We start from the raw sequence: 21,921 nt of genomic DNA on the forward strand, positions 1-21,921 counted from the left end.
TAGCCAAATCCTTGTTTCTCAACAAGTTTTTATCTGCATCACCGCCGATGGATGTGCATTCTACAGTATTTCAGTTCAGGTGCAACCCCCTTTTTCAAATTTATTTAAATTATTAAATCAAGCGACTATTTTTTGCACAAATAAGGCTGAAAATGTGCGATTTGGTCGATTATTTGCTCAGTTTTATTTTTTTCTTGCCAGTGTAACGGCCTGCAATCGATATATTCACAGTATCCAGTCCCCTCATAGTTTTCATTTCCCCATAAGAGTTGATAGTGAAAGCTGCCCACATAGCCTGCAGCCAAACCAAATTTATAATCACCTCGGCTTTGTGCTGTCAGATGAAATACAACTGCATCATTTTCTGAATATTGCCATGTAAATTCTCGTGGTAAATACATGTCACGCCCATTCGGTGTTTGCACCTTTGGATAGACACGGCTGACATCAAAAATGACTTGATGATCATAAAGTACCGAATGTTGTTCATTCGATTGTATTTCAATGCGAGAAAAAACAATGTTATTCCATTGATTCCTAAGTTCAGACAAGATGATCTGAAAGTCTGAATTGACCTGAATAATTTGATAGGTAAAAAAGTGAAAGGCAATAAAAGGTAAATAGATGGCTCGGGCATGTTTTAAAATTCCCTGCGCCTCAATTTGATAGTGTTGTTTTTTATAGGTGATTTCCCCTTCACATTGGCAGCGTACATACCAGTAATCCCCTACCCCCCATTGCAAAGCTGAATGGTTTTCAATGTCCGTGCCAATATTGACTTTGAGCTGGCAACTGAGTTCCTCATCATCACGCTTAAAATAATAATTTGGGAAATCAACCTGAATATGATCAACATCTAGAAATTGATAACGATCTTGCTCTAATTGACACTGCTCTTTGGCGCTATAACTTTTGAGATGTCCGACAGTCGATAAACTACTGGCAACTAAAACCGTCGCAGTATCGATTGCAGTCGTGGTAATCGCACTGGCGTTATAACAAATGGGGATGCGAGGTTGGCCGATTAGGCTAATGAAATTTAAATAATGAAAGGGTTCAGGTAAATTGGGCAAGATCAAAGCCTGATAGACGATCTTAAATAAGCCTTTAGGTGGGTGGAACGTTAAAGCATCTGACTTATTAAGGTTCAGCTGCTTTAATTGATTGTTATTCATCAATATTGGCATACTGAACCTCCGTATTTTAACTTGTTATTTTGGCATCATTTTTTTTGGCAAATAGTGTCGTTACAAATCCTGAAAGGACGTAGATGATACAGACAATCAGTATCCCTACAGGAATGTTGTACGTGATTGCAGCAAAAATCAAGACCACAGGTAACATCACGACGAAAGGTACACGCTTACGGTCCATTTGTTTAAATGAATAGTATTTGATGTTGGAAATCATCAGTAAACCCACAGCAACCATAACCACTGAGTTAATCACTTGAATAACAATATCATTTAAATCAAAGATGAATGGATAATCACGGCCGACCCAAACCAATGAAATCACCGTCACTGCTGCAAGAGGACTAGCAATACCAATGAAGTAACGTTTATCTACAACACCAATCTGTACATTAAAACGTGCTAAACGGAAAGCTGCACAAGCCGTATAGATAAAGCAACAAGCCAAACCAATACGCCCAAGATCATGTAAACTCCAGCTATACATCAAGATCGCTGGGGCAACACCAAACGCCAACAAGTCAGAAAGCGAATCGTATTGCTCACCAAATGCACTTTGTGCACCAATGGCACGTGCCACCCGACCATCTAATCCGTCAAGTAATGCAGCCAAGAAAATGGCATAGATCGCTTGATTAAAGTTTCCATTCATACTGGCAATAATAGAATAAAAACCAGAAAGCAGTGCGGCTGTTGTAATTAAATTCGGCCATAAATAAATACCACGGCGTTTCACTTTTTGTCCTTCGTGCGTATGCTCTTCTTCTTCTACTTCAAAAGTGATTCCATCAAAAGAATGATCTTCTTTATTCAAATTAGAATCAGGTTTAAGAGAATTTGTCATTATTTTCAATTCCTCGAGAATATTTGGACATTGATGGGTTATTCACCCACCAACCAACGCACAGCAGCATGTCCACCATTTTCACTCATGCGCAAATGTGGAAACAACCATTGTAATGCTTGATCCGCATCTTCTGAGAACTTCCAAGGTGGGTTAATTACCAATAAACCACAACCATTTAATCCAACTGGTGTGTCATCTGGCCATACACAAATTTCACAAATGAGCTGACGGCGAATCCCCGTTTTCATCATTTTCTTTTCAAAACGCTCAATCATGGCGCGATCTTTGATTGGATACCACACAGCAAATACACCGGTTGGCCATTTTTTATGTGCGGCTTGGAGTATTTCAACCAATTGCGGGAAATCTTTACGCTCAATTTCGTAAGGAGGGTCAATCATGACCAATCCACGCTTTTCTTTAGGCGGAATGACACCCATCAAGCCTTCATAGAAATCACGCTCATGCAAACCCGCACGTTTATCGCGAATATTAAAATACAATTGCTGAAATACATCACGCTGCATTTCAAATATAGTCGCTTTATCAATATCACGCATGCCTTCAAGTGCAAACCAAGGTGAACCTGGATAAGCACCTTTACCCGAACCTGCACGCATATCTTCAACAATTTTAAGATATTGTTTTACACCTTCAGGCGCATTACGTTTAATCGAATCGTCAAGCTTGACCAAACGATGGATACCCGTTAAGAATTCACCTGATTTTTGTGCTTCCGACGTAGATAAATCATATTTACCTGCACCACCATGGGTATCGATATATCGATAAGGTTTATCTTTAGCATTTAAACGAGCGAGCAGTTGAAGCAAAAGTACATGCTTCATAACATCGGCAAAGTTACCCGCATGGAAATGGTGACGGTAATTCATGTTGACAATTTATTCCTCAATTCAGCAGGTAGTTTAACATGAAAATAGGGGCCGATGACATTTCACCTTGCGAGCTCTAGCTCTCATTGCGACTGTAGACATTTTTTAGCTGATACAAGGCATGGTTTACGAAATTTAGTATCCTAAATGAGAAAAACATAACGCTGTAGCAGCAAAAAACGTCACAGTCCTTGAGCTTCGCCTTGCGCTGCAACCAAAGCAATGTTTTGCTTTTGCTCAGGGTTATAGCTAAAACTACCCTAAACTTCGTTATGAAACTTGACAAGGGAATCGCCATTGCCTACGTTCCATGCCTCGTTTATGTCGTTTTAGCTTATAACGCAAAGCATGGTTGAAACGTCAGCAGCCCCTAAATTATTCTTTAGCGTTGATGTGATCGTCTAAAATTGTCCTGTAATCAACCCAATGTCACTGGAGTGCCATGCAAGCAACCTCTCTCCCCCAAGCTTTTAATCTTCAATCTTGGAATTTGGACCAAGTGCTGAATGATTTAAATGAATTTGGTTTTGCCTTGATTGATCAAGTGTATTCAGATGAATATGTACAAGCACTTGCACATGAATGTAGTGCTCATCTTGCAGAATTCAGAGCAGCTGGGATACAAAATGGTGTGGTCAGCCATATCCGCAGTGATCATATTTTATGGATTGATGGACAACTGCCGATTGCACAACAACATCTACAAACGCTAGAGCATTTATCGCAAGCATTGAATCAGGCCTTCTATTTAGGTATTAAAGAAGTTGAGGCTCATTTTGCCTGCTATAACGCAGGCGAATTTTATGCGTTGCATCGAGATAATCCGCAGCAGAAAAACGACCGAATGATTTCAACCGTGTTTTATTTGCATGAAAATTGGCAAGAGGATTGGGGTGGGCAATTACGCTTACAAGATAAAAAGGATCAATGGCATATCATCCAACCGCAACCGAATCGTCTGGCGATTTTTCAAAGTGACGTTTTGCACGAAGTACTGCTTTCCAAACAACAGCGTTTATCGATCACCGCATGGCTACGCAGTGGCGGTTCTATTTGGAATCAGCGCTAAGACCTTTAAATTACTAAAAACACCCTTATATACCACGCATAACTGACGATTTTGGATCCATAATGTCGAATGAAACTCAACAAGTGATTGCTCGAATTGGTGAAACAGACCAACTCTATTTAGACAGCAATACTCCCGAACTTGCTCTAGAGCGTGCTGACCTACGTTTGCAATTAGTGGTACTGAGTCATATTCGTCAGGAACAATTGCATTTCTTGCAAGAAGCAATCGTACTGCTTGAACAAGCGCGTGTTGAATATGATGAAATGCCATTAAGCTTGTATTTGAATTTGTCTTTATGTTTAGCCAAAGCCTATATGATTTACTTTGAGCTCACTAAAGAGCAGCGTTTTGCTTTAATTACACAGCAAATTCTTAAACCTTTGGCATATACAGAACACTTAGATATTTATTTCTTCTTGGCTTACGCTTCAGCTGCTAAGCAAGAACTAGCATTAACACGGCATTGGCTAACGAAATACGTATCTTGCTTGGATCATGATTTAGAGTTATTACAACTCCACCCTGCATTTAATGCCATACGCCAAGAAGATTGGTTTAAAACCTTGATTCAAAAAAAAGCTCACTAATGTGAGCTTTTTTTGATCGGACTAATGAATTATCTGGTGCTATCGACATGCAGTTGTTGATTCAACTCATCAATCACGATCGCCCACTCATCATCTTTATCCCAGTGACTTTTGAGAAAATCACGCTGTCCTGCACTCCAGAACTCAGCTTCATGTAACTTTTGATCAGCGGGTAGTTGATGAGTTTTCACAAAATTTTCGATTGCTGCCTCATCAGCCCCAAGCCCAAGTTGTTCGAATAAAAGCCCAAGTGTCGGTTGCTGTTCAAACATTGTTATTCTCCAAGTGATGTCCTTTATCAAAATAATCTAACAGTAAATCGCCTTGTGATGCAGCGATAGGTCTATCTTTTCTTGTTGTTTTTTGTGTTTATTCGCATAAAAAAAGCACTCTCTAGGAGAGTGCTTTCAATTTATCCAAAAGATAAATTATTTTACCATGTCAGCAATTGCTGCACGCTCTTCTTCAAGCTCATTCAGCGTGAAGTTGATACGTTCACGGCTGAACTCATCAATTTCTAAACCTTGAACGATTTTGTATTCACCGTTTTCAGTCGTTACAGGGAAACCAAACATTACGCCTTCTGGAATACCATAAGAACCATCAGATGGAATACCCATAGTTACCCATTTACCGTTTGTACCTAATGCCCAGTCACGCATATGGTCGATTGCAGCATTTGCAGCTGAAGCAGCTGAAGACAAACCACGCGCTTCGATGATCGCAGCACCACGTTTACCAACAGTTGGAAGGAACACATCTTTGTTCCATGCCGCATCGTTGATTTTGTCTTTTAAGCTTACGCCATTTGCAGTTGCAAAACGGTAGTCAGCATACATTGTTGGAGAGTGGTTACCCCAAACAGTCATGTCTTCGATGTCAGAAACTGCAACACCTGCTTTTTGAGCAAGTTGAGTTAATGCACGGTTGTGGTCAAGACGTAACATTGCGGTAAAGTTTTTCGCTGGAAGATCTGGAGCAGATTTCATTGCGATGTATGCATTGGTGTTTGCTGGGTTACCAACAACCAATACTTTAACGTCACGGCTCGCAACTTCGTTGAGCGCTTGGCCTTGACCGATAAAGATTTCGCCATTCACTTTCAACAAGTCAGCACGTTCCATACCAGGACCACGTGGGCGAGAACCAACTAATAACGCATAGTCAGCATCTTTAAATGCAACTTTAGGATCATCAGTCCCGATCATGCCTGCCAATAATGGGAAAGCACAGTCATCAAGTTCCATCATCACGCCTTTAAGCGCTTGTTGAGCTTTCTCAAAAGGAACTTCAAGCAATTGTAAAATTACTGGTTGATCTTTACCTAACATTTCTCCGCTTGCGATACGGAATAATAAGCTATAACCAATTTGACCAGCAGCGCCTGTAACGGCAACACGAACGGGTTGCTTCATGTGATATTCTCCAATGAGATGCGTTTGCACGATTGAACGCTATTATTATTCAATCGAATTATCATAAACGGCAAAGATTGTACTCTAAAGCGAATACAGATGCATGTAAAAGAGAATGAATTTCAACGAAAGTCTAATAGAAAATACAAATCAAACTAGGTAAATACCTAGTAACTGCCTTTAATTGTAAATTCACTTGGGCAGCCCGTCACAATATGGCTTGCACACTGTTTGTATTGACCATTTTTCTGATAGCAGACCCGTATTTCAGTCAAGACTGAATCAAATCTCGATGACTGGCAAGTAAAGCGAATACCATTCGGCGGTAAAGACGGATTGAGCTTGGTAAATTGCTGTCTCAAGCTTTCTTTTTGTACTTCTATCGTATTCGGGCTAGTCAAATCTGCGGGGATTTTTAAACGCTCTGCAAAGTTAATAATGGTTCTAAAATATTGGCTGGCATTCATTGGCATACATCCACCCACATCCTGCCATAACTGCACACGTGCATTTTCATCAGGCATGACGCGCGCCACCACCTTGGCTTGTAAAGGTGAGAGTTTGGCAGACGTTTTGGTTGAGCAATCACGGTTGGGCGGTACTTCAGGCAATAAACTTGCAATGGTCAGTGAATAGCCTTCTAGACATTTGCGTTGCTTTTGTCTTGACGAATCAAAAGAGCACGCGGCGGGTGTCATCTGCACATGCATCACATAGCCCGTAACGTCTGAATTACTCGCAGCATGTAATGGCATAGCAAAAGACAAGACCAAATAACAAGCCAATGCCTGCAAAGATCTCATCAACTGCCCTGTGAGTAATTCGATTGGTTTCATCAAATGCAAAAACTTCATTATTTCACTTAAACATCTTGCTGTGTCTTAAGGCCCACTGCGTACAGGAATCGTGCTCATTCGTTTTTCTAACGATTGTGACCCCTGCCCTAACACCACGCCATAATGCGTGGCGTTGGTCATGACATGTTTAACATAGTCACGTGTTTCCAATAATGGAATGGTTTCAGTGTACTGATCTGCCGCCATATTCTGAGCATCCGGCTGCCAACGGCGCGCACGATTTGGGCCCGCGTTATAGCCTGCTGTTGCCAATACGGCATTACCGCTCAATTGACTTTGAATCATTGAAAGATAATAGGTCCCATAACGAATGTTGGTATTCATCTCACTCAGTGCCGCAGGATTATACGTTTCACCCATTTGTCTTGCGATCAGTTTGGCTGTGTTTGGCATAATCTGCATTAACCCCCCTGCCCCAACATGAGAGCGTGCCGAGGTTACAAAACGGCTTTCTTGGCGCATTAAACCATAGGCCCACGCAGGATCAATACCAGCATTGTAACTATGACTGGTGACATTACTACGATGCGGCGTGGCATAGCGATAGGTATCGTTGTGGCGAGATGTGGTTCGATCCGCCGCATAAATCGCACGATCATACCAACCCATATCATGCGCACGTTTCGCTGCTGCTAAAAGCAGACCATCGTCGTGTTGTAAATAGGCCTGACGAACTGCCCAGTTCCATTCACGGTTAGTATAGTTGGCAGGCGCATTGACATCTCTGAGTGCAAAAGCTCGTCTAAAATGAATATTTTGATTCAGACGCTGAATATCTTGGGTGCTTGGCTGCTCATTATAAGGCTGATGGTTATAACGTTCGCCTAGACGATCTTTTGCCAACAAATTATGGTAGTCATCCCCAGCTTGTGCCAATTTGCGATAGATCTGCTGCGCTGCTTGTTTAGAACCACCATCTGAACGCTGTTCCGATGCACGTGCCAACCAATACTGCCAACGGTCTTCTTGCTTTTGCGTCACTGACATGGCATCAATCGCACGAATCAGACTTTCCCAAGCCCCGAAACGAATCGCCTGACGCGCATAAATTTCAGCTTCTTCTGGACTTAATGGATAACCATAACTTTGATCATAGGCATTTAATACTTCACGATTAAAGCCATTCTTCATCACGGTGGTGCCACCGACATAGCCAATGGTGCGATACAAATATTGTTGTACGGGTTGCGGAACATCCTGAGCAGCACGCTGTACATTGCCCAAGGCATTGGTTAAGTCACTATCTGCCACACGTCCCAAGGCAAAAATCAAATAGGCATAATCGGCATCATTGGCTTTCGGCGCACTCCACAGATAACCCAATGGATTGGCTTGAATTTGATTGAACTGTGCTAAAGAAAGATTCAAGCCTATGGTTTGAGCGGTCGCAATCGCCGGCCCAGACTGGCCTGCACGCAGCTGTCCCCATAAACGTTGTTGACGATCTTGGGCCGTCATCAGTGGACTAGACAACATCAGATGACCTAAACCATTACATGATTCAGGTTGGGAATTGGTAGCGAGCCAAATGTCTTTATATTCTGCAAAAACCAGACTATCACCTGTTTTTGCACGAACTTGCGCAACTGCACAACTTTCTTCTTGATCTGGATTGGTCACATAACTCAGTACAGGCTTGGCATCGGCAAAGCTTCCGAGTTTGACTTTTTCTTCCACATAATCAGCAGAGAGTTTTTCTGCCATTGCCGATTGCGGATAACGTTGCGCAAAGCTGATAATCGAAGCAGCGGGCTGAAAGCCTAAATTGGTATTGAGCTTCCAATATTCGGGATAATAACCCAAAGCATCATTTTGCATGTCAGATTGGTACTGATCGAGCAAAGCAGAATTGCCCGCATTGGCAGCACGCAAAGCATCATTAAATTGTTCATCTAAAGCATAGACAGACGAGCAGGCAATCATTCCTCCCATTGCAATAAAACAACGGAAGCTCTTCTTGTTATTCAATTTACGAGTTAAGGTTGTTCTAAAATTATGCTGCTTTTTCATCTTCATCAATATCTATGCTCAATTTTGCCCAGCCATTATAGTGTAATAAGTCTCGCCTTCCACTATTGTTGTGTTATGTAAATTACTGATTCATATTCATTAAAATTCACGCAATTTTATTCACAAACTGTCCATTTTTGTCAGTTTTTTATTCTCTGCGTTCGATCTAAAATACTGCTATAATCCGCCGTTTATTTAAATCCACCTTGTTTAGGAGCCTGCATGACGGTTCAAACATTCACTCCCAGTGCTGTAAAAGCTGCTTCAGAAAACACTGTTACCCAGCCAATGCACACCGCTGATGTTTCGATCAAGAAATTGTTTATTGAAACTCAAGGGTGTCAGATGAATGAGTATGACAGTCATCGTATGGCAGATTTGTTAGGTGATTCACATGGCTATGTGCTCACTGACAATCCAAATGAAGCAGACATTCTGCTCATGAATACCTGCTCGATTCGTGAAAAAGCGCAAGAGAAAGTATTCAGTGGTTTAGGTCGCTGGCGCAAACTGAAAGAACAAAACCCAGATCTCATCATTGGTGTGGGTGGTTGTGTTGCATCGCAAGAAGGTGACAACATTCAAAAACGTGCGCCTTATGTGGATATGATCTTTGGCCCACAAACGCTGCACCGTTTGCCGCAAATGCTAGATCAGCATCACGCTCAAATTGAAAAACCAAAGAAAGAAAAAATCAAATTGGTTGATATTTCTTTCCCTGATATTGAAAAGTTCGACTTTTTACCAGAACCACGTGTGGAAGGCTTCAAGGCATTTGTTTCCATCATGGAAGGTTGCTCGAAGTATTGTTCATTCTGTGTGGTCCCTTATACCCGTGGCGAAGAAGTGTCTCGTCCGTTGGATGATGTGTTGGCAGAAATCGCTGGCTTGGCTGAAAAAGGCGTACGTGAGATCAGCTTACTCGGTCAAAACGTCAATGGTTATCGCGGTGAAACCTTTGAAGGTGAAATTTGTACTTTCCCAGAATTATTGCGCTTAGTGGCAGAAATTCCAGGGATTGGTCGTCTACGCTATACCACTTCTCACCCGCTTGAATTCTCTGAAGATTTAATTCAATGCTACCGTGATTTACCGCAAATGGTTTCGCATTTACATCTACCCGTACAAAGTGGTTCAAACGATGTATTGCAAGCGATGAAACGTAACCATACGATTGATGTCTACATCGATAAAATTGCCAAATTACGTAAAGTCCGTCCAGATATGCATTTATCCAGCGACTTCATTATTGGTTTCCCCGGTGAAACCGATGCGCATTTTGCTGAAACACTGCAATTCATTAAAGATTTGGATTTCGATCATTCTTACAGTTTTGTTTACTCTAAGCGTCCAGGTACGCCTGCTTCTGATTTACCAGACAGTACCCCTGAGCAAGTGAAAAAAGATCGCTTGGCTCAAGTACAAGAAGTGATTAAACGTTCGAGTATTGATAAAACGGATGCCATGCTCGGTAAAATTGAGCGTGTGTTGATTGAGAAAGTTTCTGATAAAGATCCAAATGTTTTGATCGGTACAGCAGACAATACACGTTTAGTGACATTTATCGGTGATGCCGCGTGGATTGGACGTTTCGCAGAGATTGAGATCACTGAAATTAAAACTTTAAATTTAGTTTACGGAGAACTCTTGAATCTTGAACCTGACGTGGCGTAATGTAAGGGTATTCCTACAGAGCAACAAAAAGGGTTTATCTTGACTGCAGCGATTCGACGTACAGTAACGTTCCCTGAAATTCAATTGGAACGTTTGAAAAGCATGCTCGGTGCGTATAACGGGCATTTAAAACAAATCGAACAACGTTTAGATGTCAAAATTACTCACCGTGGCGATGCCTTTTATCTCGATGGTGATATAGAAGCGGTCGAAAGAGCCGAAGCACTATTGCAACGGCTCTATCAAGAATCAGAAATTTCCTCACAAATTAGTGCCGATGTGATTCATTTGATGATCCAAGGTTCACAGACGGATCGTGAACTGATGGATGATTCAGATCAAGAACATACAGGCCTCGACAGTGTTTGGTTACAGACCCGCAAAGGGCGAATTAACCCACGTGGCGCCAATCAAAAACGCTATGTGCAACGTATTTTACAAAGTGATATTTCCTTCGGTATTGGCCCAGCAGGGACAGGTAAAACCTATCTGGCGGTTGCTGCCGCGGTTGATATGCTGGAACGTAATGAAATTCAGCGAATCTTGCTGGTTCGCCCAGCAGTTGAAGCCGGTGAAAAGCTCGGTTTCTTACCCGGTGACCTCACCCAAAAAATCGATCCCTACTTGCGTCCTCTTTACGATGCCCTGTATGAAATGCTGGGCTTTGAAAAAGTAGCTAAACTGATTGAACGCCAAGTGATTGAGGTCGCTCCGCTGGCCTACATGCGCGGACGTACCCTGAACCATTCATTCGTGATTTTAGATGAAGCACAAAACACCACACCTGAACAGATGAAGATGTTCCTGACCCGTTTAGGTTTTGGTTCACGTGCCGTGATTACGGGTGACGTCACACAAGTTGACTTACCACGTGGACAACAATCAGGTTTAGCACAAGCATTACGTGTACTTGAAAATGTCCATGAGATTCATATCACCCGTTTCCATTCACGTGATGTGGTTCGACATCAATTGGTACAAAAAATTGTTGAAGCTTACGAAGGTTGGGACAGTGAACAGCAACGCCTGTCTGCTGAAGCCCGTGCCGAACGCAAAGCCAAACAAGAAGCACTGATCGCAGAAAATGATTCTGCGGCAGATGCGCAACACATTTAGAAAAATCCCCCTCACTCCCTCTAAGATGCTTTAGTCGCATCTTAGGGGGACGATTTTAAGGATCTACTTTGAAAATCAATCTAAGTCTTCAACAAGACTTTCAAGCTGCGGAATTACCACTCAAACGTGGTCAAATCAAAAAAAATATCGAAACTGCACTGCGTCATGTCGGTTTTGATGTCAATTGTGAAATTGGAATTGCCTGTGTTGATCTAGCTGAAAGCCATGAACTCAATCTGCAATACCGCGAAAAAGACAAACCGACCAATGTGCTGTCTTTTCCAAGTGATATTCCTGAGGAAATGCTCAGCTTACTCGATGCAGAACCTCTAGGTGACTTGGTCATTTGTATTCCTGTGGTTTTACAAGAAGCTGCAGAACAGCAAAAGACGCCAAGCGATCATTTCACCCATTTACTGGTTCATGGCGTTCTACACCTGCTTGGTTTCGATCATGAAACCAGTGAAACTGAAGCCGAAGAAATGGAAGCTTTAGAAATTGCGATTCTAAAAAAATTGGGAATCGCCAATCCTTACCAAGCCGATGAAAGCTAATCCAAGGTTCTATGTATATCGTTATTTTTAAAGCCACCATCAAACAACTTGATGCGACTTATTCAGAAATGGCGCAAAAGTTGAGACATAAAGCCTTGAGCCAATTTAACTGCATCAAGTTTGAAGCGTGTAGTGAAAATGGTTTTGAAATAGCACTGTCTTACTGGCATAAGCTTGAAGATATCAAGCAATGGCAACGCGATGCAGAACATCTGGTTGCTCAGCGTTTGGGTAAAGAAAAATGGTATCAGGATTTTAGTGTCGAAATCTGCACAGTTGAACGTGCTTATTCGAGTCAAAATAGCTTGTGAATAAGCGCGAACTTATCCACATTTTGAATAAAAAAACGGCTGCATTCAGCCGTTTTTTTATTTATCAAATTTTAGAACTGATAACGTAGCGTCAAAGTGACATTGCGAGGTGATCCATAAACCATACTGTTATTCCCGATGCCTGAATAATATTTTTTATCAAATACATTATTCAAATTAATCTGTGCTTTGATATTTGAGTCGATATCATAGCCCACCATTAAGTTTGCTAAAGCATACGCATCTTGATTAATTCGTTGGCTACCTTCTCCCGTATAAAATTTACTCTTATAGTTTAGCCCACCACCAACACTCCATTGATCCCAGGTATATTTGGTAAAGAGATTGGCGCTGGTTCTTGAAGACATAGTTTGAACTTCATTCCCTTTTGCATCTTTGGCATTGAAATGTGCAACACCAAAACTTAAGTTCCAGTTGTCTCGAATTTCACCGTCTAATTCAAACTCAACCCCTTTGCTTTCAACGCTATCTACACTACGGTAGGCTTTTTCATTCGATGAGCTACCATTGGGATTAGGTACAAAAACACCATCAATCTCTTCTGGGACATTATCCTGTAAGGTTTTAAATACCGATAAAGCTGCATTCAATTTACCGTCTAAAAACTCACCTTTTAAGCCAGTTTCATAGCTTTTACCTTCTCTTGGATCAAGATATTGGCGATTCACATCTCGTTTATCTTCTGGCTTAAAGATACTGGTATAACTGGCATACCAAGAGTATTGATCCAGAAAATCAAAAACTAAGCCTGCATAGGGTGTAACTTCATTATTAAATTCCCGATTACCTTCACCATTGTCACTTTCATACTTCCAGTTTGATAAACGTACCCCTGTAATTAACTTCAATGGCTCCAATAAGCTGAACTTGCCGGCAAGATAAGCGCCTGTTTGTGTGGTCTTATTTGGGGGTTGATACAAGTTATTATTCTGAATTGCACCGATTAATGGAATATTTGGATGATCAAAATCAAGCACAGCACCTGAAGCAATTGGAGGCGTTCCTGAGTACCATTTATCTTTCTTGCTTTGGTTATACATAAAGCCTGCAACAACTTCCTGCTTTAAACCACCCAACATAAAAGGTGCTGAGAGATAGGTATCAATATTATTTTCTTTGGTCTGGGTGGCATCAGACCAAGTCATGAAAGAGCCAAGTGTATTGGTTGCTTTATCTAACTTCCCCCATGAATAGAGCAAAGCCGTGTCTTGTTTTACTTCTCGATAAGCATAGTTCACATTCAAATTGATATCGTTAAATAGATTCTGCTTCAATGTCGCAAACGCCGTGGTGGTATCGGTATTCCAGTAAGTCCAATCCGAACTCACCGATTTAGAACGATCGAAATGAGTTCGGGTACCATCGGTGTAAAATGCGGGCAATCCGCCCCAACGAACACCATTTCGCTCCAGATTCTGATAACCCGCGCCGACTGAAAGGTACGTCTTATCCGTAATATCCGCATCCACAACCGCATAGACGACATTATTGGTTTTTTCGTAGCGATCCATATAAGAATCCGTATCCTCATGCTTCACCACGACACGACCACGGACACTGCCATCTGCATTTAATGGCGTTGAAACATCTGCTGAACTTGACCATGCATTCCATGAGCCCAAAGAAGTGCTGACATTCCCTGTCAACTCTTTCGCGTTGGCATGTTTTCGAATCATGTTAATTGCAATTGCAGGATTCCCAGCACCTGTCATCAAACCATTTGCACCTTTCACCAGTTCAACTCGATCATACATGGTTAAATCAGGGTCATTGGCTTCCATCCCCACATTGCTTGGAACACCATCAAACAGATAATAGTCGACGTCAAAACCACGCGCCGTTGGATATTGACGCTCATCCCACTGATTCACAGTCACGCCTGTGACGTTACTTAACATGTCCTGAAACGATGTAATATTGGCATCATCCAAATACTCACGGGTGAGAACTTTGACAGATTGTGGTGTTTCTCGAAGCGATAAATTGAGTTTAGTCGAGGTATTGGTACTTTTAGCGGTATAGCTTTTCTTTCCTTCCGTTACAGCCAGAGCTCCTTCATCTGCTTTTACTGTAATCGTTGGCAATTTTGCATTTTGTTTAGCCTCATCTTCTGCAAATGCCAAGGTCGGTAATAAGATTGCAGCCATCGCCAAGACCAAAGGGCGGGCTTTAAACAGATTTAAAGTTGGATGTTGATGCATGAAATATATCCTTATTGCAAGGGAGCGGTCTTGAAAACATGCATCTCATTCCCCCGATAAATTTTAAGAAGGATGCATTTGTTTTCAAAAGGAGAGTTAACCAAAAACATATTGCAAATGATAATTGTTTTTATTATCAATTCAAGTTTCAAGCAATAAATTTACTTAATTGTTTTTATTGGATTTAAAAAAATATTTAAGACAATTAAAAAGTAATCAAATGATTTTTATGAATATTTAATTTTTAGTTTATCCATCATTATTTTCCAATAAGAAGTACCCCTTCATTAGTGCACTTCAAATTCGGCATCGACGGGATCAAAACGCCAAGTCCGAATGATACGTAACTCAGAGATTTCTTTTTTCATACTGGCATCAAATGCGCCAAAAGGTGCACCACGGCGTACCGATGCTTTAGCTGCTTCATCCAAGATTGCATGACCAGAACTTTCAATAAGACGAATCGCTCGGATTCCTCCTTCAGCATTCAAAATCACCATTAAACGCACTTCACCCGCCAAGCGTTGTTGTTTGGCTTGATCGGGATAATAGCGATTCCCGTATAACTCGACTTTTTGGCGAAATTTATCTAAGTAAGCAGCAGATGCGTCTTGTTTGGCCTGAATGCCATCAACCGTTTTAATCCGTTGTTTACGGCTAAAATTCTGTTGGCGTTGTAAATATTGCGCTTCTAAGCTCGCCACCATGGCAGCTTTGGCTTGAAACTGACTTTGTAAATCATCCAGCGTCTTTTTACGTTCGCTCTGCTCAGCTTGCTTTTGCCAGCTTAAAACCGTCATGAGCACTTTTTCTTCGAATTTTAATTCCCGTTTTTGCTGAATTTTTTCCAGACTTTCTAACTCTTTTTCACCTGTGGTCGCATCGGCTTGCATCGGTGCAGGCAGATCACTCGACATACGGTGTGCTTCGCGGAAGTCACCAGAACCTTTTTGATCCGCTTGCGCCAAAAAGTCTGCATCTTTCACTTTTTCTGCACTTGGACGAACAGTGACGGCAATTTCTTTGGTCGAGGTGTCAGAGGGTGATGGCATGGTAAATTGAATGGCCAGTACAGCCCCATGAAGCAGCATCGCCAAAGCGACTGCCCCAACAAAAATTGGATCTTGCCACCAATAAGGAGACAGTTCTGAACGCAAATTTATTTTATTCAACATGGCATTTAAGCGACAAAAAATGTCCCATCCCCAACGGTAGCACCGTATAAAAACCCAACCAATATTCAAATTTTTACAAAAATGTGATCCACTTATAGTTACAGTGTTTCCATACCATCATTTTATGAAAATGTAGCAATTAATTTTGCTACACTGCAAGTCAGAAATTTATTTTTATTTTTTAGTGAATACAAAGATTGTGGCATTGCTGTACTTATCAATTCACTTTCTGGAACAACTTTTATGCAAACGCTAATTTCATCCGTTGTTAAACGTCTACGTAAAGTTTACCAAAAAGCAGAAGAATTCATCGAAGAAGAAAGAGAATTTTCACTGTCACAAGTCTTTGTGAATGCCACCATGGAACGTTATGTCACCGAGAATGTGGGCATCATGCAAGACTTGCACGCCGACCTATATGATGGTTGGTTACGCTTATATACCACCCTTGATGTGAAAGGTCTGCATACCACCTTATCGGTTGATTTAAAGTTGATTCAAATGGAAATGAATCAAAATGTGCAACTGATGGTTTTTGAACAAATCAGCAATACCCAAGTGATTGAAGCCAAATTCAAAAATATCTTTCAAAAATGGGGCTTTTATGTGGCGATCTGGTATTACCAGAAATTCCGTGAAGAAGATCCGCTGGGCAAAATCTTAGAACATTTTGAAGTGGTCAAAGTCCAAGATGATTTACTTTATCTAGATTTAAATCGTTGGTTAGGCAAAAAAGCCAGCATTATCGAAACCTTGAGTAAAGTCCATGTCAATCGCGCACGTGTCCGCCCTGCCGAGCTGATTGTTTGGGGTAATGTCAATCTTGCCGCAATTTTATCGCCATCCAACGAAGATGACTTTGACGAAGACGATTTAAATGATACTGAAGTCACTCCGATTCAGCAAAAAGACAAAAAAGCATAAATCAGTTCGATTCAGGTGGCATATCATTGTAGATGAGATGCCACTGCACTACACATCTTCATGATTTATACGAAAAATTAACAAGCGCTTAGTAAAAAACCTGATCTTTTCTTCATAATCTACAGGCATAATATCTTTAAATCGTAATGATAAATGAGTAGTTCAATTCAGGATTGCTCAAAGGATATAGTGTTATGACAAAGAAATTATTGAACGTACTTGGTCTTACTTCAGCTGCCATTTTCAGTGCAAGCATCTCTAGTCATGCCTTGGCAATGGCGCCTTTCCAAGCCAGTTATCAATTTAGCTACAACAATAAAAACCTCGGTTCAGCAACACGCACACTATCTCAGCAAGGCAATAACTGGACCTATCAATTCAGTGCCAAAGCAGGTGGTATTGCTTCTGCATCTGAAACCAGTCAATTTAGTTTTGCTGACAACAAAATCAATTCACAGAAATTTAGTCGTAGCAGTAAAATCTTGATTCACAACAACACAATGAGTATTAACTTCAATCCAAACACTAAGGTTGTGAACACCAAAAAAGATGACACGGCTCGTTCATTTGCATGGCAAGCGGGTGCCTTGGATGAACTCAATGCTGAATTGCAAATTCGTGAAGACTTAAAAAGTAATGCATTGAAAACCAAATATCTGATTGCCGATGCAAAAGCATTGGATGAACGTCGCTTTGTGAAACAAGGCACTGAAAATGTCAAAACTCCTTATGGAACATTCAGTGCCATTAAAGTGGTGATGCAGCATGATAAACCTGAACGCAATACCGTATTCTGGTTAGCACCAAAACTTGACTATTTACCCGTCAAAATGGCGCATAACGATGGAAAATCATCATATGGTCTGCTTTTAACAGGCTATTCAGGTAAAACAAACTAAGCATCTGGTCAATTTTGGCTTGCATTTTTTTTGATGCTTTTTAAAATATGCCTTTGCTTGAACAAGCATCCGTTTAGAGGATTCTCCCGTGTACGCTTTAGAACAGAAAATCTTAAATGAAGGTATCGTTCTATCTGATCAGGTTTTGAAAGTTGATGCTTTCTTAAACCACCAAATCGATCCTGTGTTAATGCAGCTGATTGGTAAAGAGTTTGCCGCTCGCTTTAAAGATGCAGGTATTACTAAAATTATTACCATCGAAGCTTCAGGTATTGCACCTGCAATCATGGCAGGTTTAGAACTTGGCGTTCCTGTTATTTTTGCGCGCAAATACCAGTCATTAACACTGAAAGACGACCTTTACCGTTCTAAAGTGTTCTCGTTTACCAAACAAACTGAAAGTACCATTGCGATTTCCAACAAGCACATTAGTTCAAGCGATAAAGCGCTGGTGATTGATGACTTCTTGGCCAATGGTCAAGCCGCGCTGGGCTTAATTGATTTGATTCATCAAGCCAAAGCTGAAGTGGTGGGTGTCGGTATCGTGATTGAAAAATCATTCCAGCCAGGCCGCGATGTATTGCTAGAAAAAGGCTACCGCGTTGAATCGCTAGCACGCGTTAAATCTTTAGAAGGCGGCAAAGTCACTTTTGTCACTGAATAAGATGCAACACTGAGAAAAAAGCGGATGAAAACTCATCCGCTTTTTTATTTAACAACAATCCCAGTTGTATAGTACTTTGGAAAAGTCTCGTTTCTTTAGATCTTCTGGATGAATAAAGAAATTCCCCACACCCGAATCACCCCACATAATCTCGTTTTCCGCATCATCGGTATCGAGCTGAAACAGCAGCACATAATCTTGAACTTTTTCATTATATTGACGTGGATCAGTTTGAGTAAAATACGGATAGCCACCTAAACGATGTCCACTTGCGGAAGCCAATTCATCATAAGGCTCGATAAAATCATCTTCAAAATCACCACCATCAAATTGATCTTCAAAATCATAAAGGTCTTCAACCCCTAAAATTTTCGGCGCAAAAGCGAAATCACCCAAACTGATCGGCTGAGTGCTTAAAGCAAACTCAATCGAGTATTGTCCGGTAAATGGCAAATAATCATCTTCGCCCAATTGAACCTCAGAAAAGTCCTGTTTTAATTGTGATGCATCCTCAAGCACTTGATCAAAGTACAACACTTTAAAACCCGATTGCTGCTGTTGGTCATCAAAGTTCATCCCATACAAATCATCGGCAGCGATATAGAACTGTAAAATTCCCTGATTAGGAAAGTCAGGTAAATTGGGGATTTCGGCAAAATTAAACTGTGCTAGCAAAGCCAATGGATTGCCATTCGAATCGACTGGATAAGTCACATCCAGTGGTAAGTAAGGTTGTCCCCCAATTTTACTTTGCCACAAAGTTAATTCATCGCTGGGGGTGAGTTGCATGGTAACTGTTGGCAGAATAGTCGCCGAGATTTTTTCTAGGTAGGGCTGCACACTGTTCGGCAAAGTTTCTGGTTTAAAATTCATTCTGTTGGTTATCCCTCTACTTATTTATAGAATGTAATATAAAACAAGTAAATAAATTCAGATAGCGGTTAAACATCCTTCTGCGACAATAACTGACGCTCAATTGCGGCATTATTTCTGATAAGATGAGCCCAGGCAAAATCTGCGGTAGGAATGACAATGCGTACATACTTAGACCTTTTACAACATATCCTTGACAATGGCGGCGACAAAGGTGACCGCACAGGCACAGGTACACGTTCAGTATTTGGTCATCAGATGCGTTTTGATCTTTCCAAAGGCTTTCCACTGCTCACCACCAAGAAAGTCCATTTCCGTTCGATTGTGATTGAGCTGCTTTGGTTCCTCAAAGGCGATACCAACGTTCAGTATCTCAAAGACAATAAAGTTTCCATTTGGGATGAATGGGCTACCGCAGAACAAACAGCACGTTTTGGTCGTCCAGAAGGTGAACTTGGCCCCGTCTATGGTCACCAATGGCGTAACTTTGGCGCAACCCAAAATGAAGATGGCAGCTATCAGCAAAATGGTTTTGATCAGATCAAATGGTTGATCAATGAAATCAAGACCAATCCAAACTCACGTCGTTTGATTGTGTCAGGCTGGAACCCGAATGAAGCCGGCAAAGTGGCATTACCGCCTTGCCATACCCTGTTCCAATTTTTCGTACAAGACAACAAACTGTCCTGCCAACTGTATCAACGCAGTGCTGACGTATTTTTAGGTGTACCATTTAATATTGCCAGCTATGCCCTGCTGACTCATATGATTGCACAAGTCTGTGGTTTAGGTGTCGGTGACTTTGTCTGGACAGGTGGCGATACGCATCTCTATGCCAATCACTTTGAACAGGCACAGTTACAGCTTAGTCGTGAGCCACTAGCGTTGTGTCAATTAAAACTCAATCCTGAAATTACCGATATTTTCGACTTTAAATTTGAAGATATTGAAATTGTTGGGTATGAATCACACCCAGCAATCAAAGCACCTGTCGCAGTTTAAGTAGAGAGATATACAAATGGCATGGCAAGGCACTGAAGTTGTCCACGTAGTCGCAATGGATAAAAATCACTGTATCGGCAAAGGTAATGCTTTGCCGTGGCATATCTCGGCTGACCTAAAACACTTTAAAGCCATCACCCAAGGCGGTGTGGTGATTATGGGACGTAAAACCCTTGAATCGATGGGACGCACCCTGCCGAATCGTGTCAATTGGGTGATTACCCGTGATCCTGAATGGCAATTTGAAGGGGTTAAGATCGCGCATAGTATCGAAGATGCACTCAATACCGCACTTACAGACGTGCAACATTCAGAAAAAGCCGCCTTATTTATTATTGGAGGTGGAGAGATCTTTACTCAGACACTGGCTATTGCCGACCGCCTCGAGTTAACTCATGTGGATCTGGATGTTCAGGGCGATGCACACTATCCAAAAATCAGTGAAGATTTTCGTAAAGTAAACGCAGAGCAACATACTGATGAAAAGTCTGGTATCGCTTTTGAGTTTGCCACCTATCAAAAATAAAAATGGATTGCATCGGCCATGCATAATATTGGATCACGAGAGTTTTTCATCGCTTTAGGCGTCGGGCTTTTACATAGCCTATTTACTTTATTCGTGGTTCTTTCAAGTGTCTGGCTCTGTCTAGCCTTATGGATTCAACAGCCACTCGGTTCATTCTTTAGCCGAGTCAGCATTATTCTGTGGAGCCTGTTCGCACTCAGCTTAATTGGCGTCTATGTCAGCGGTCATCTAGTGAGTCGCCGCACCGATATCATTATTTATTGTGTCGCCTTTGCGTGTGCCTTAGTCTGGTATTTTTCCTTAGAGGCAAGACAAGATCGGGATTGGAATCCTGAAGTTGCAGAACAACTGAGTTATGAAAAGAATGGGGATCTGGTCAAGCTGCATAATGTGCGAAATTTTGACTGGCATGCCGATGGCAGTTATGACATTCATTGGGAAGATCGTAGCATTGATCTGAATAAAATTACGGGCATCAATGTCATTACCTCCTACTGGATGGGTCCACAAATTGCCCACACCTTAGTAAGTTTCGATTTTTCTGATCAAAAACCGTTGGTGTTCTCGATTGAAATCCGCAAGGAAAAAGGCGAAGACTTTTCTGCAATTGGTGGCTTTTTCCGTAAATACGAACTCAGTCTAGTGGCTTCCGATGAAAAGGATCTGATCTATACACGCAGTAATGTTCGTCATGAACAAGTCTATTTATTCCCGATCAGAATGCCTGCAACTGAGCGCAAAGCCCTGTTTATTGAATATCTGCATAAAGCAGATGAACTCCGTGCAGAAGCCAAATGGTATAACACGCTGACCAGTAACTGCACCACACTGGTCTTTGATATGGTTCAGGCAATTAATCCGCAGCGCTTACCCAAAGATTACCGCCTATTGGCCTCAGGTTATTTACCGAACTATCTCTACGATCTAAAAGCCCTCAATCAAAATTACAGCATGAATGAATGGTATCGCTTGGCACACATCAATCCCCGTGCCGAACAATATGAACAACAGCCGAACCAAAGCAGTGAATATTTTTCGGATGTCATTCGTACAGGCCTTCCCAAGACTGAGTGATTTTTCCACTCATTTTATTAAAAACACCTGAAC

At 41.4% G+C, this 21,921-nt stretch carries 22 protein-coding genes; 12 read left to right on the forward strand and 10 right to left on the reverse strand.

From position 1 onward, the window contains the following. Positions 1-125: 125 nt before the first annotated feature. Genes F957_RS06290 through F957_RS06280 form a run of 3 tightly spaced genes read right to left on the reverse strand, consistent with a single transcriptional unit; the run spans position 126 to position 2,933 of the window. The gene (locus tag F957_RS06290) at positions 126-1,187 is read right to left on the reverse strand and encodes a DUF6670 family protein (RefSeq protein ID WP_016542465.1); all 1,062 of its coding nucleotides are present in this window, start codon (positions 1,185-1,187) and stop codon (positions 126-128) included. Positions 1,188-1,203: 16 nt separating this feature from the next. Beyond that, positions 1,204-2,037, reverse strand: a complete 834-nt coding sequence (gene pssA, locus F957_RS06285) for a CDP-diacylglycerol--serine O-phosphatidyltransferase (protein ID WP_016542464.1) — start codon at positions 2,035-2,037, stop codon at positions 1,204-1,206. A gap of 38 nt (positions 2,038-2,075) precedes the next feature. Continuing rightward, positions 2,076-2,933, reverse strand: coding sequence for a 23S rRNA (adenine(2030)-N(6))-methyltransferase RlmJ (locus tag F957_RS06280; protein ID WP_004802589.1), 858 nt, complete (start codon positions 2,931-2,933; stop codon positions 2,076-2,078). Between the two features lie 442 nt (positions 2,934-3,375). Between F957_RS06280 and F957_RS06275 the strand changes: the two genes are divergently transcribed. Both F957_RS06275 and F957_RS06270 read left to right on the forward strand, forming a co-directional pair. After that, positions 3,376-4,002 (forward strand): 2OG-Fe(II) oxygenase, encoded by a 627-nt coding sequence (locus F957_RS06275; RefSeq protein ID WP_016542463.1) that lies wholly within the window; start codon positions 3,376-3,378, stop codon positions 4,000-4,002. 62 nt (positions 4,003-4,064) lie between these two features. Then, on the forward strand, positions 4,065-4,592 hold the full coding sequence (locus F957_RS06270) for a hypothetical protein (RefSeq protein WP_016542462.1): 528 nt from the start codon (positions 4,065-4,067) through the stop codon (positions 4,590-4,592). 29 nt (positions 4,593-4,621) lie between these two features. Here the strand turns inward: F957_RS06270 and F957_RS06265 are convergent, their stop codons facing one another. From F957_RS06265 to F957_RS06250, 4 genes are all read right to left on the reverse strand, one after another. Next, positions 4,622-4,864, reverse strand: a complete 243-nt coding sequence (locus F957_RS06265) for a DUF2789 family protein (RefSeq protein ID WP_016542461.1) — start codon at positions 4,862-4,864, stop codon at positions 4,622-4,624. Positions 4,865-5,020: 156 nt separating this feature from the next. Beyond that, on the reverse strand, positions 5,021-6,007 hold the full coding sequence (locus F957_RS06260) for a malate dehydrogenase (RefSeq protein ID WP_004655942.1): 987 nt from the start codon (positions 6,005-6,007) through the stop codon (positions 5,021-5,023). A 167-nt stretch (positions 6,008-6,174) separates the two neighbouring features. Then, positions 6,175-6,861 (reverse strand): ribonuclease T2 family protein, encoded by a 687-nt coding sequence (locus F957_RS06255; RefSeq protein WP_016542460.1) that lies wholly within the window; start codon positions 6,859-6,861, stop codon positions 6,175-6,177. A 27-nt stretch (positions 6,862-6,888) separates the two neighbouring features. Continuing rightward, positions 6,889-8,796: a lytic transglycosylase domain-containing protein gene (locus F957_RS06250; RefSeq protein WP_171068314.1), complete on the reverse strand. Its 1,908-nt coding sequence runs from the start codon at positions 8,794-8,796 to the stop codon at positions 6,889-6,891. 300 nt (positions 8,797-9,096) lie between these two features. Between F957_RS06250 and miaB the strand changes: the two genes are divergently transcribed. The 4 genes from miaB (at position 9,097) to F957_RS06230 (ending at position 12,529) form a co-directional block, all read left to right on the forward strand. Continuing rightward, a complete protein-coding gene (gene miaB, locus F957_RS06245) occupies positions 9,097-10,548 on the forward strand; it encodes a tRNA (N6-isopentenyl adenosine(37)-C2)-methylthiotransferase MiaB (protein ID WP_016542458.1) in 1,452 nt (483 codons plus the stop codon). Positions 10,549-10,587: 39 nt separating this feature from the next. Then, positions 10,588-11,664: a PhoH family protein gene (locus F957_RS06240; protein ID WP_004655946.1), complete on the forward strand. Its 1,077-nt coding sequence runs from the start codon at positions 10,588-10,590 to the stop codon at positions 11,662-11,664. Between the two features lie 68 nt (positions 11,665-11,732). Then, complete coding sequence (ybeY, locus tag F957_RS06235; protein WP_016542457.1) at positions 11,733-12,218, forward strand: rRNA maturation RNase YbeY; 486 nt, start codon at positions 11,733-11,735, stop codon at positions 12,216-12,218. A gap of 11 nt (positions 12,219-12,229) precedes the next feature. Then, on the forward strand, positions 12,230-12,529 hold the full coding sequence (locus tag F957_RS06230) for an antibiotic biosynthesis monooxygenase family protein (RefSeq protein WP_016542456.1): 300 nt from the start codon (positions 12,230-12,232) through the stop codon (positions 12,527-12,529). A 71-nt stretch (positions 12,530-12,600) separates the two neighbouring features. Here the strand turns inward: F957_RS06230 and F957_RS06225 are convergent, their stop codons facing one another. Both F957_RS06225 and F957_RS06220 read right to left on the reverse strand, forming a co-directional pair. Beyond that, positions 12,601-14,751 (reverse strand): TonB-dependent siderophore receptor, encoded by a 2,151-nt coding sequence (locus F957_RS06225; RefSeq protein WP_016542455.1) that lies wholly within the window; start codon positions 14,749-14,751, stop codon positions 12,601-12,603. Between the two features lie 287 nt (positions 14,752-15,038). Further along, on the reverse strand, positions 15,039-15,926 hold the full coding sequence (locus F957_RS06220; RefSeq protein ID WP_016542454.1) for an energy transducer TonB: 888 nt from the start codon (positions 15,924-15,926) through the stop codon (positions 15,039-15,041). 243 nt (positions 15,927-16,169) lie between these two features. Between F957_RS06220 and F957_RS06215 the strand changes: the two genes are divergently transcribed. The 3 genes from F957_RS06215 to F957_RS06205 all read left to right on the forward strand — a co-directional run bounded on the left by F957_RS06215 (position 16,170) and on the right by F957_RS06205 (position 18,413). Continuing rightward, positions 16,170-16,850: a hypothetical protein gene (locus F957_RS06215; RefSeq protein ID WP_016542453.1), complete on the forward strand. Its 681-nt coding sequence runs from the start codon at positions 16,170-16,172 to the stop codon at positions 16,848-16,850. 194 nt (positions 16,851-17,044) lie between these two features. Beyond that, positions 17,045-17,749 carry a DUF3108 domain-containing protein gene (locus F957_RS06210; RefSeq protein ID WP_016542452.1) on the forward strand — a complete coding sequence of 235 codons (705 nt, stop codon included), beginning with the start codon at positions 17,045-17,047 and terminating at the stop codon, positions 17,747-17,749. An 88-nt stretch (positions 17,750-17,837) separates the two neighbouring features. Further along, positions 17,838-18,413 (forward strand): xanthine phosphoribosyltransferase, encoded by a 576-nt coding sequence (locus F957_RS06205; RefSeq protein WP_005239835.1) that lies wholly within the window; start codon positions 17,838-17,840, stop codon positions 18,411-18,413. Between the two features lie 48 nt (positions 18,414-18,461). Here F957_RS06205 and F957_RS06200 read toward each other — a convergent pair whose 3' ends face one another. Then, the gene (locus tag F957_RS06200; protein WP_016542451.1) at positions 18,462-19,286 is read right to left on the reverse strand and encodes a YwqG family protein; all 825 of its coding nucleotides are present in this window, start codon (positions 19,284-19,286) and stop codon (positions 18,462-18,464) included. A gap of 159 nt (positions 19,287-19,445) precedes the next feature. On the opposite strand from F957_RS06200, the gene thyA reads away from it, so the two are divergent. From thyA to F957_RS06185, 3 genes are read left to right on the forward strand one after another with little or no spacing between them, the layout of a single operon-like run. Continuing rightward, positions 19,446-20,288, forward strand: coding sequence for a thymidylate synthase (thyA, locus tag F957_RS06195; protein ID WP_016542450.1), 843 nt, complete (start codon positions 19,446-19,448; stop codon positions 20,286-20,288). A gap of 16 nt (positions 20,289-20,304) precedes the next feature. Next, positions 20,305-20,814 (forward strand): dihydrofolate reductase, encoded by a 510-nt coding sequence (locus F957_RS06190; RefSeq protein ID WP_016542449.1) that lies wholly within the window; start codon positions 20,305-20,307, stop codon positions 20,812-20,814. Positions 20,815-20,832: 18 nt separating this feature from the next. After that, on the forward strand, positions 20,833-21,888 hold the full coding sequence (locus F957_RS06185; protein ID WP_016542448.1) for an Lnb N-terminal periplasmic domain-containing protein: 1,056 nt from the start codon (positions 20,833-20,835) through the stop codon (positions 21,886-21,888). The last annotated feature ends 33 nt before the right edge of the window (positions 21,889-21,921 follow it).

The sequence above is a fragment of the Acinetobacter gyllenbergii CIP 110306 = MTCC 11365 genome (assembly GCF_000413855.1).
In the GTDB taxonomy this organism is placed as follows: domain Bacteria; phylum Pseudomonadota; class Gammaproteobacteria; order Pseudomonadales; family Moraxellaceae; genus Acinetobacter; species Acinetobacter gyllenbergii.

Coding starts and splice junctions, on each gene's coding strand:
- F957_RS06265 (WP_016542461.1), bottom strand. CDS start 4,864: ATGTTTGAACAGCAACCGACACTTGGGCTTTTATTCGAACAACTTGGG.
- F957_RS06260 (WP_004655942.1), bottom strand. CDS start 6,007: ATGAAGCAACCCGTTCGTGTTGCCGTTACAGGCGCTGCTGGTCAAATT.
- F957_RS06215 (WP_016542453.1), top strand. CDS start 16,170: ATGCAAACGCTAATTTCATCCGTTGTTAAACGTCTACGTAAAGTTTAC.
- F957_RS06255 (WP_016542460.1), bottom strand. CDS start 6,861: ATGAAGTTTTTGCATTTGATGAAACCAATCGAATTACTCACAGGGCAG.
- F957_RS06225 (WP_016542455.1), bottom strand. CDS start 14,751: ATGCATCAACATCCAACTTTAAATCTGTTTAAAGCCCGCCCTTTGGTC.
- F957_RS06230 (WP_016542456.1), top strand. CDS start 12,230: ATGTATATCGTTATTTTTAAAGCCACCATCAAACAACTTGATGCGACT.
- F957_RS06185 (WP_016542448.1), top strand. CDS start 20,833: ATGCATAATATTGGATCACGAGAGTTTTTCATCGCTTTAGGCGTCGGG.
- thyA (WP_016542450.1), top strand. CDS start 19,446: ATGCGTACATACTTAGACCTTTTACAACATATCCTTGACAATGGCGGC.
- F957_RS06210 (WP_016542452.1), top strand. CDS start 17,045: ATGACAAAGAAATTATTGAACGTACTTGGTCTTACTTCAGCTGCCATT.
- F957_RS06190 (WP_016542449.1), top strand. CDS start 20,305: ATGGCATGGCAAGGCACTGAAGTTGTCCACGTAGTCGCAATGGATAAA.
- pssA (WP_016542464.1), bottom strand. CDS start 2,037: ATGACAAATTCTCTTAAACCTGATTCTAATTTGAATAAAGAAGATCAT.
- F957_RS06290 (WP_016542465.1), bottom strand. CDS start 1,187: ATGCCAATATTGATGAATAACAATCAATTAAAGCAGCTGAACCTTAAT.
- F957_RS06280 (WP_004802589.1), bottom strand. CDS start 2,933: ATGAATTACCGTCACCATTTCCATGCGGGTAACTTTGCCGATGTTATG.
- miaB (WP_016542458.1), top strand. CDS start 9,097: ATGACGGTTCAAACATTCACTCCCAGTGCTGTAAAAGCTGCTTCAGAA.
- F957_RS06220 (WP_016542454.1), bottom strand. CDS start 15,926: ATGTTGAATAAAATAAATTTGCGTTCAGAACTGTCTCCTTATTGGTGG.
- F957_RS06270 (WP_016542462.1), top strand. CDS start 4,065: ATGTCGAATGAAACTCAACAAGTGATTGCTCGAATTGGTGAAACAGAC.
- F957_RS06250 (WP_171068314.1), bottom strand. CDS start 8,796: ATGGGAGGAATGATTGCCTGCTCGTCTGTCTATGCTTTAGATGAACAA.
- F957_RS06200 (WP_016542451.1), bottom strand. CDS start 19,286: ATGAATTTTAAACCAGAAACTTTGCCGAACAGTGTGCAGCCCTACCTA.
- F957_RS06275 (WP_016542463.1), top strand. CDS start 3,376: ATGCAAGCAACCTCTCTCCCCCAAGCTTTTAATCTTCAATCTTGGAAT.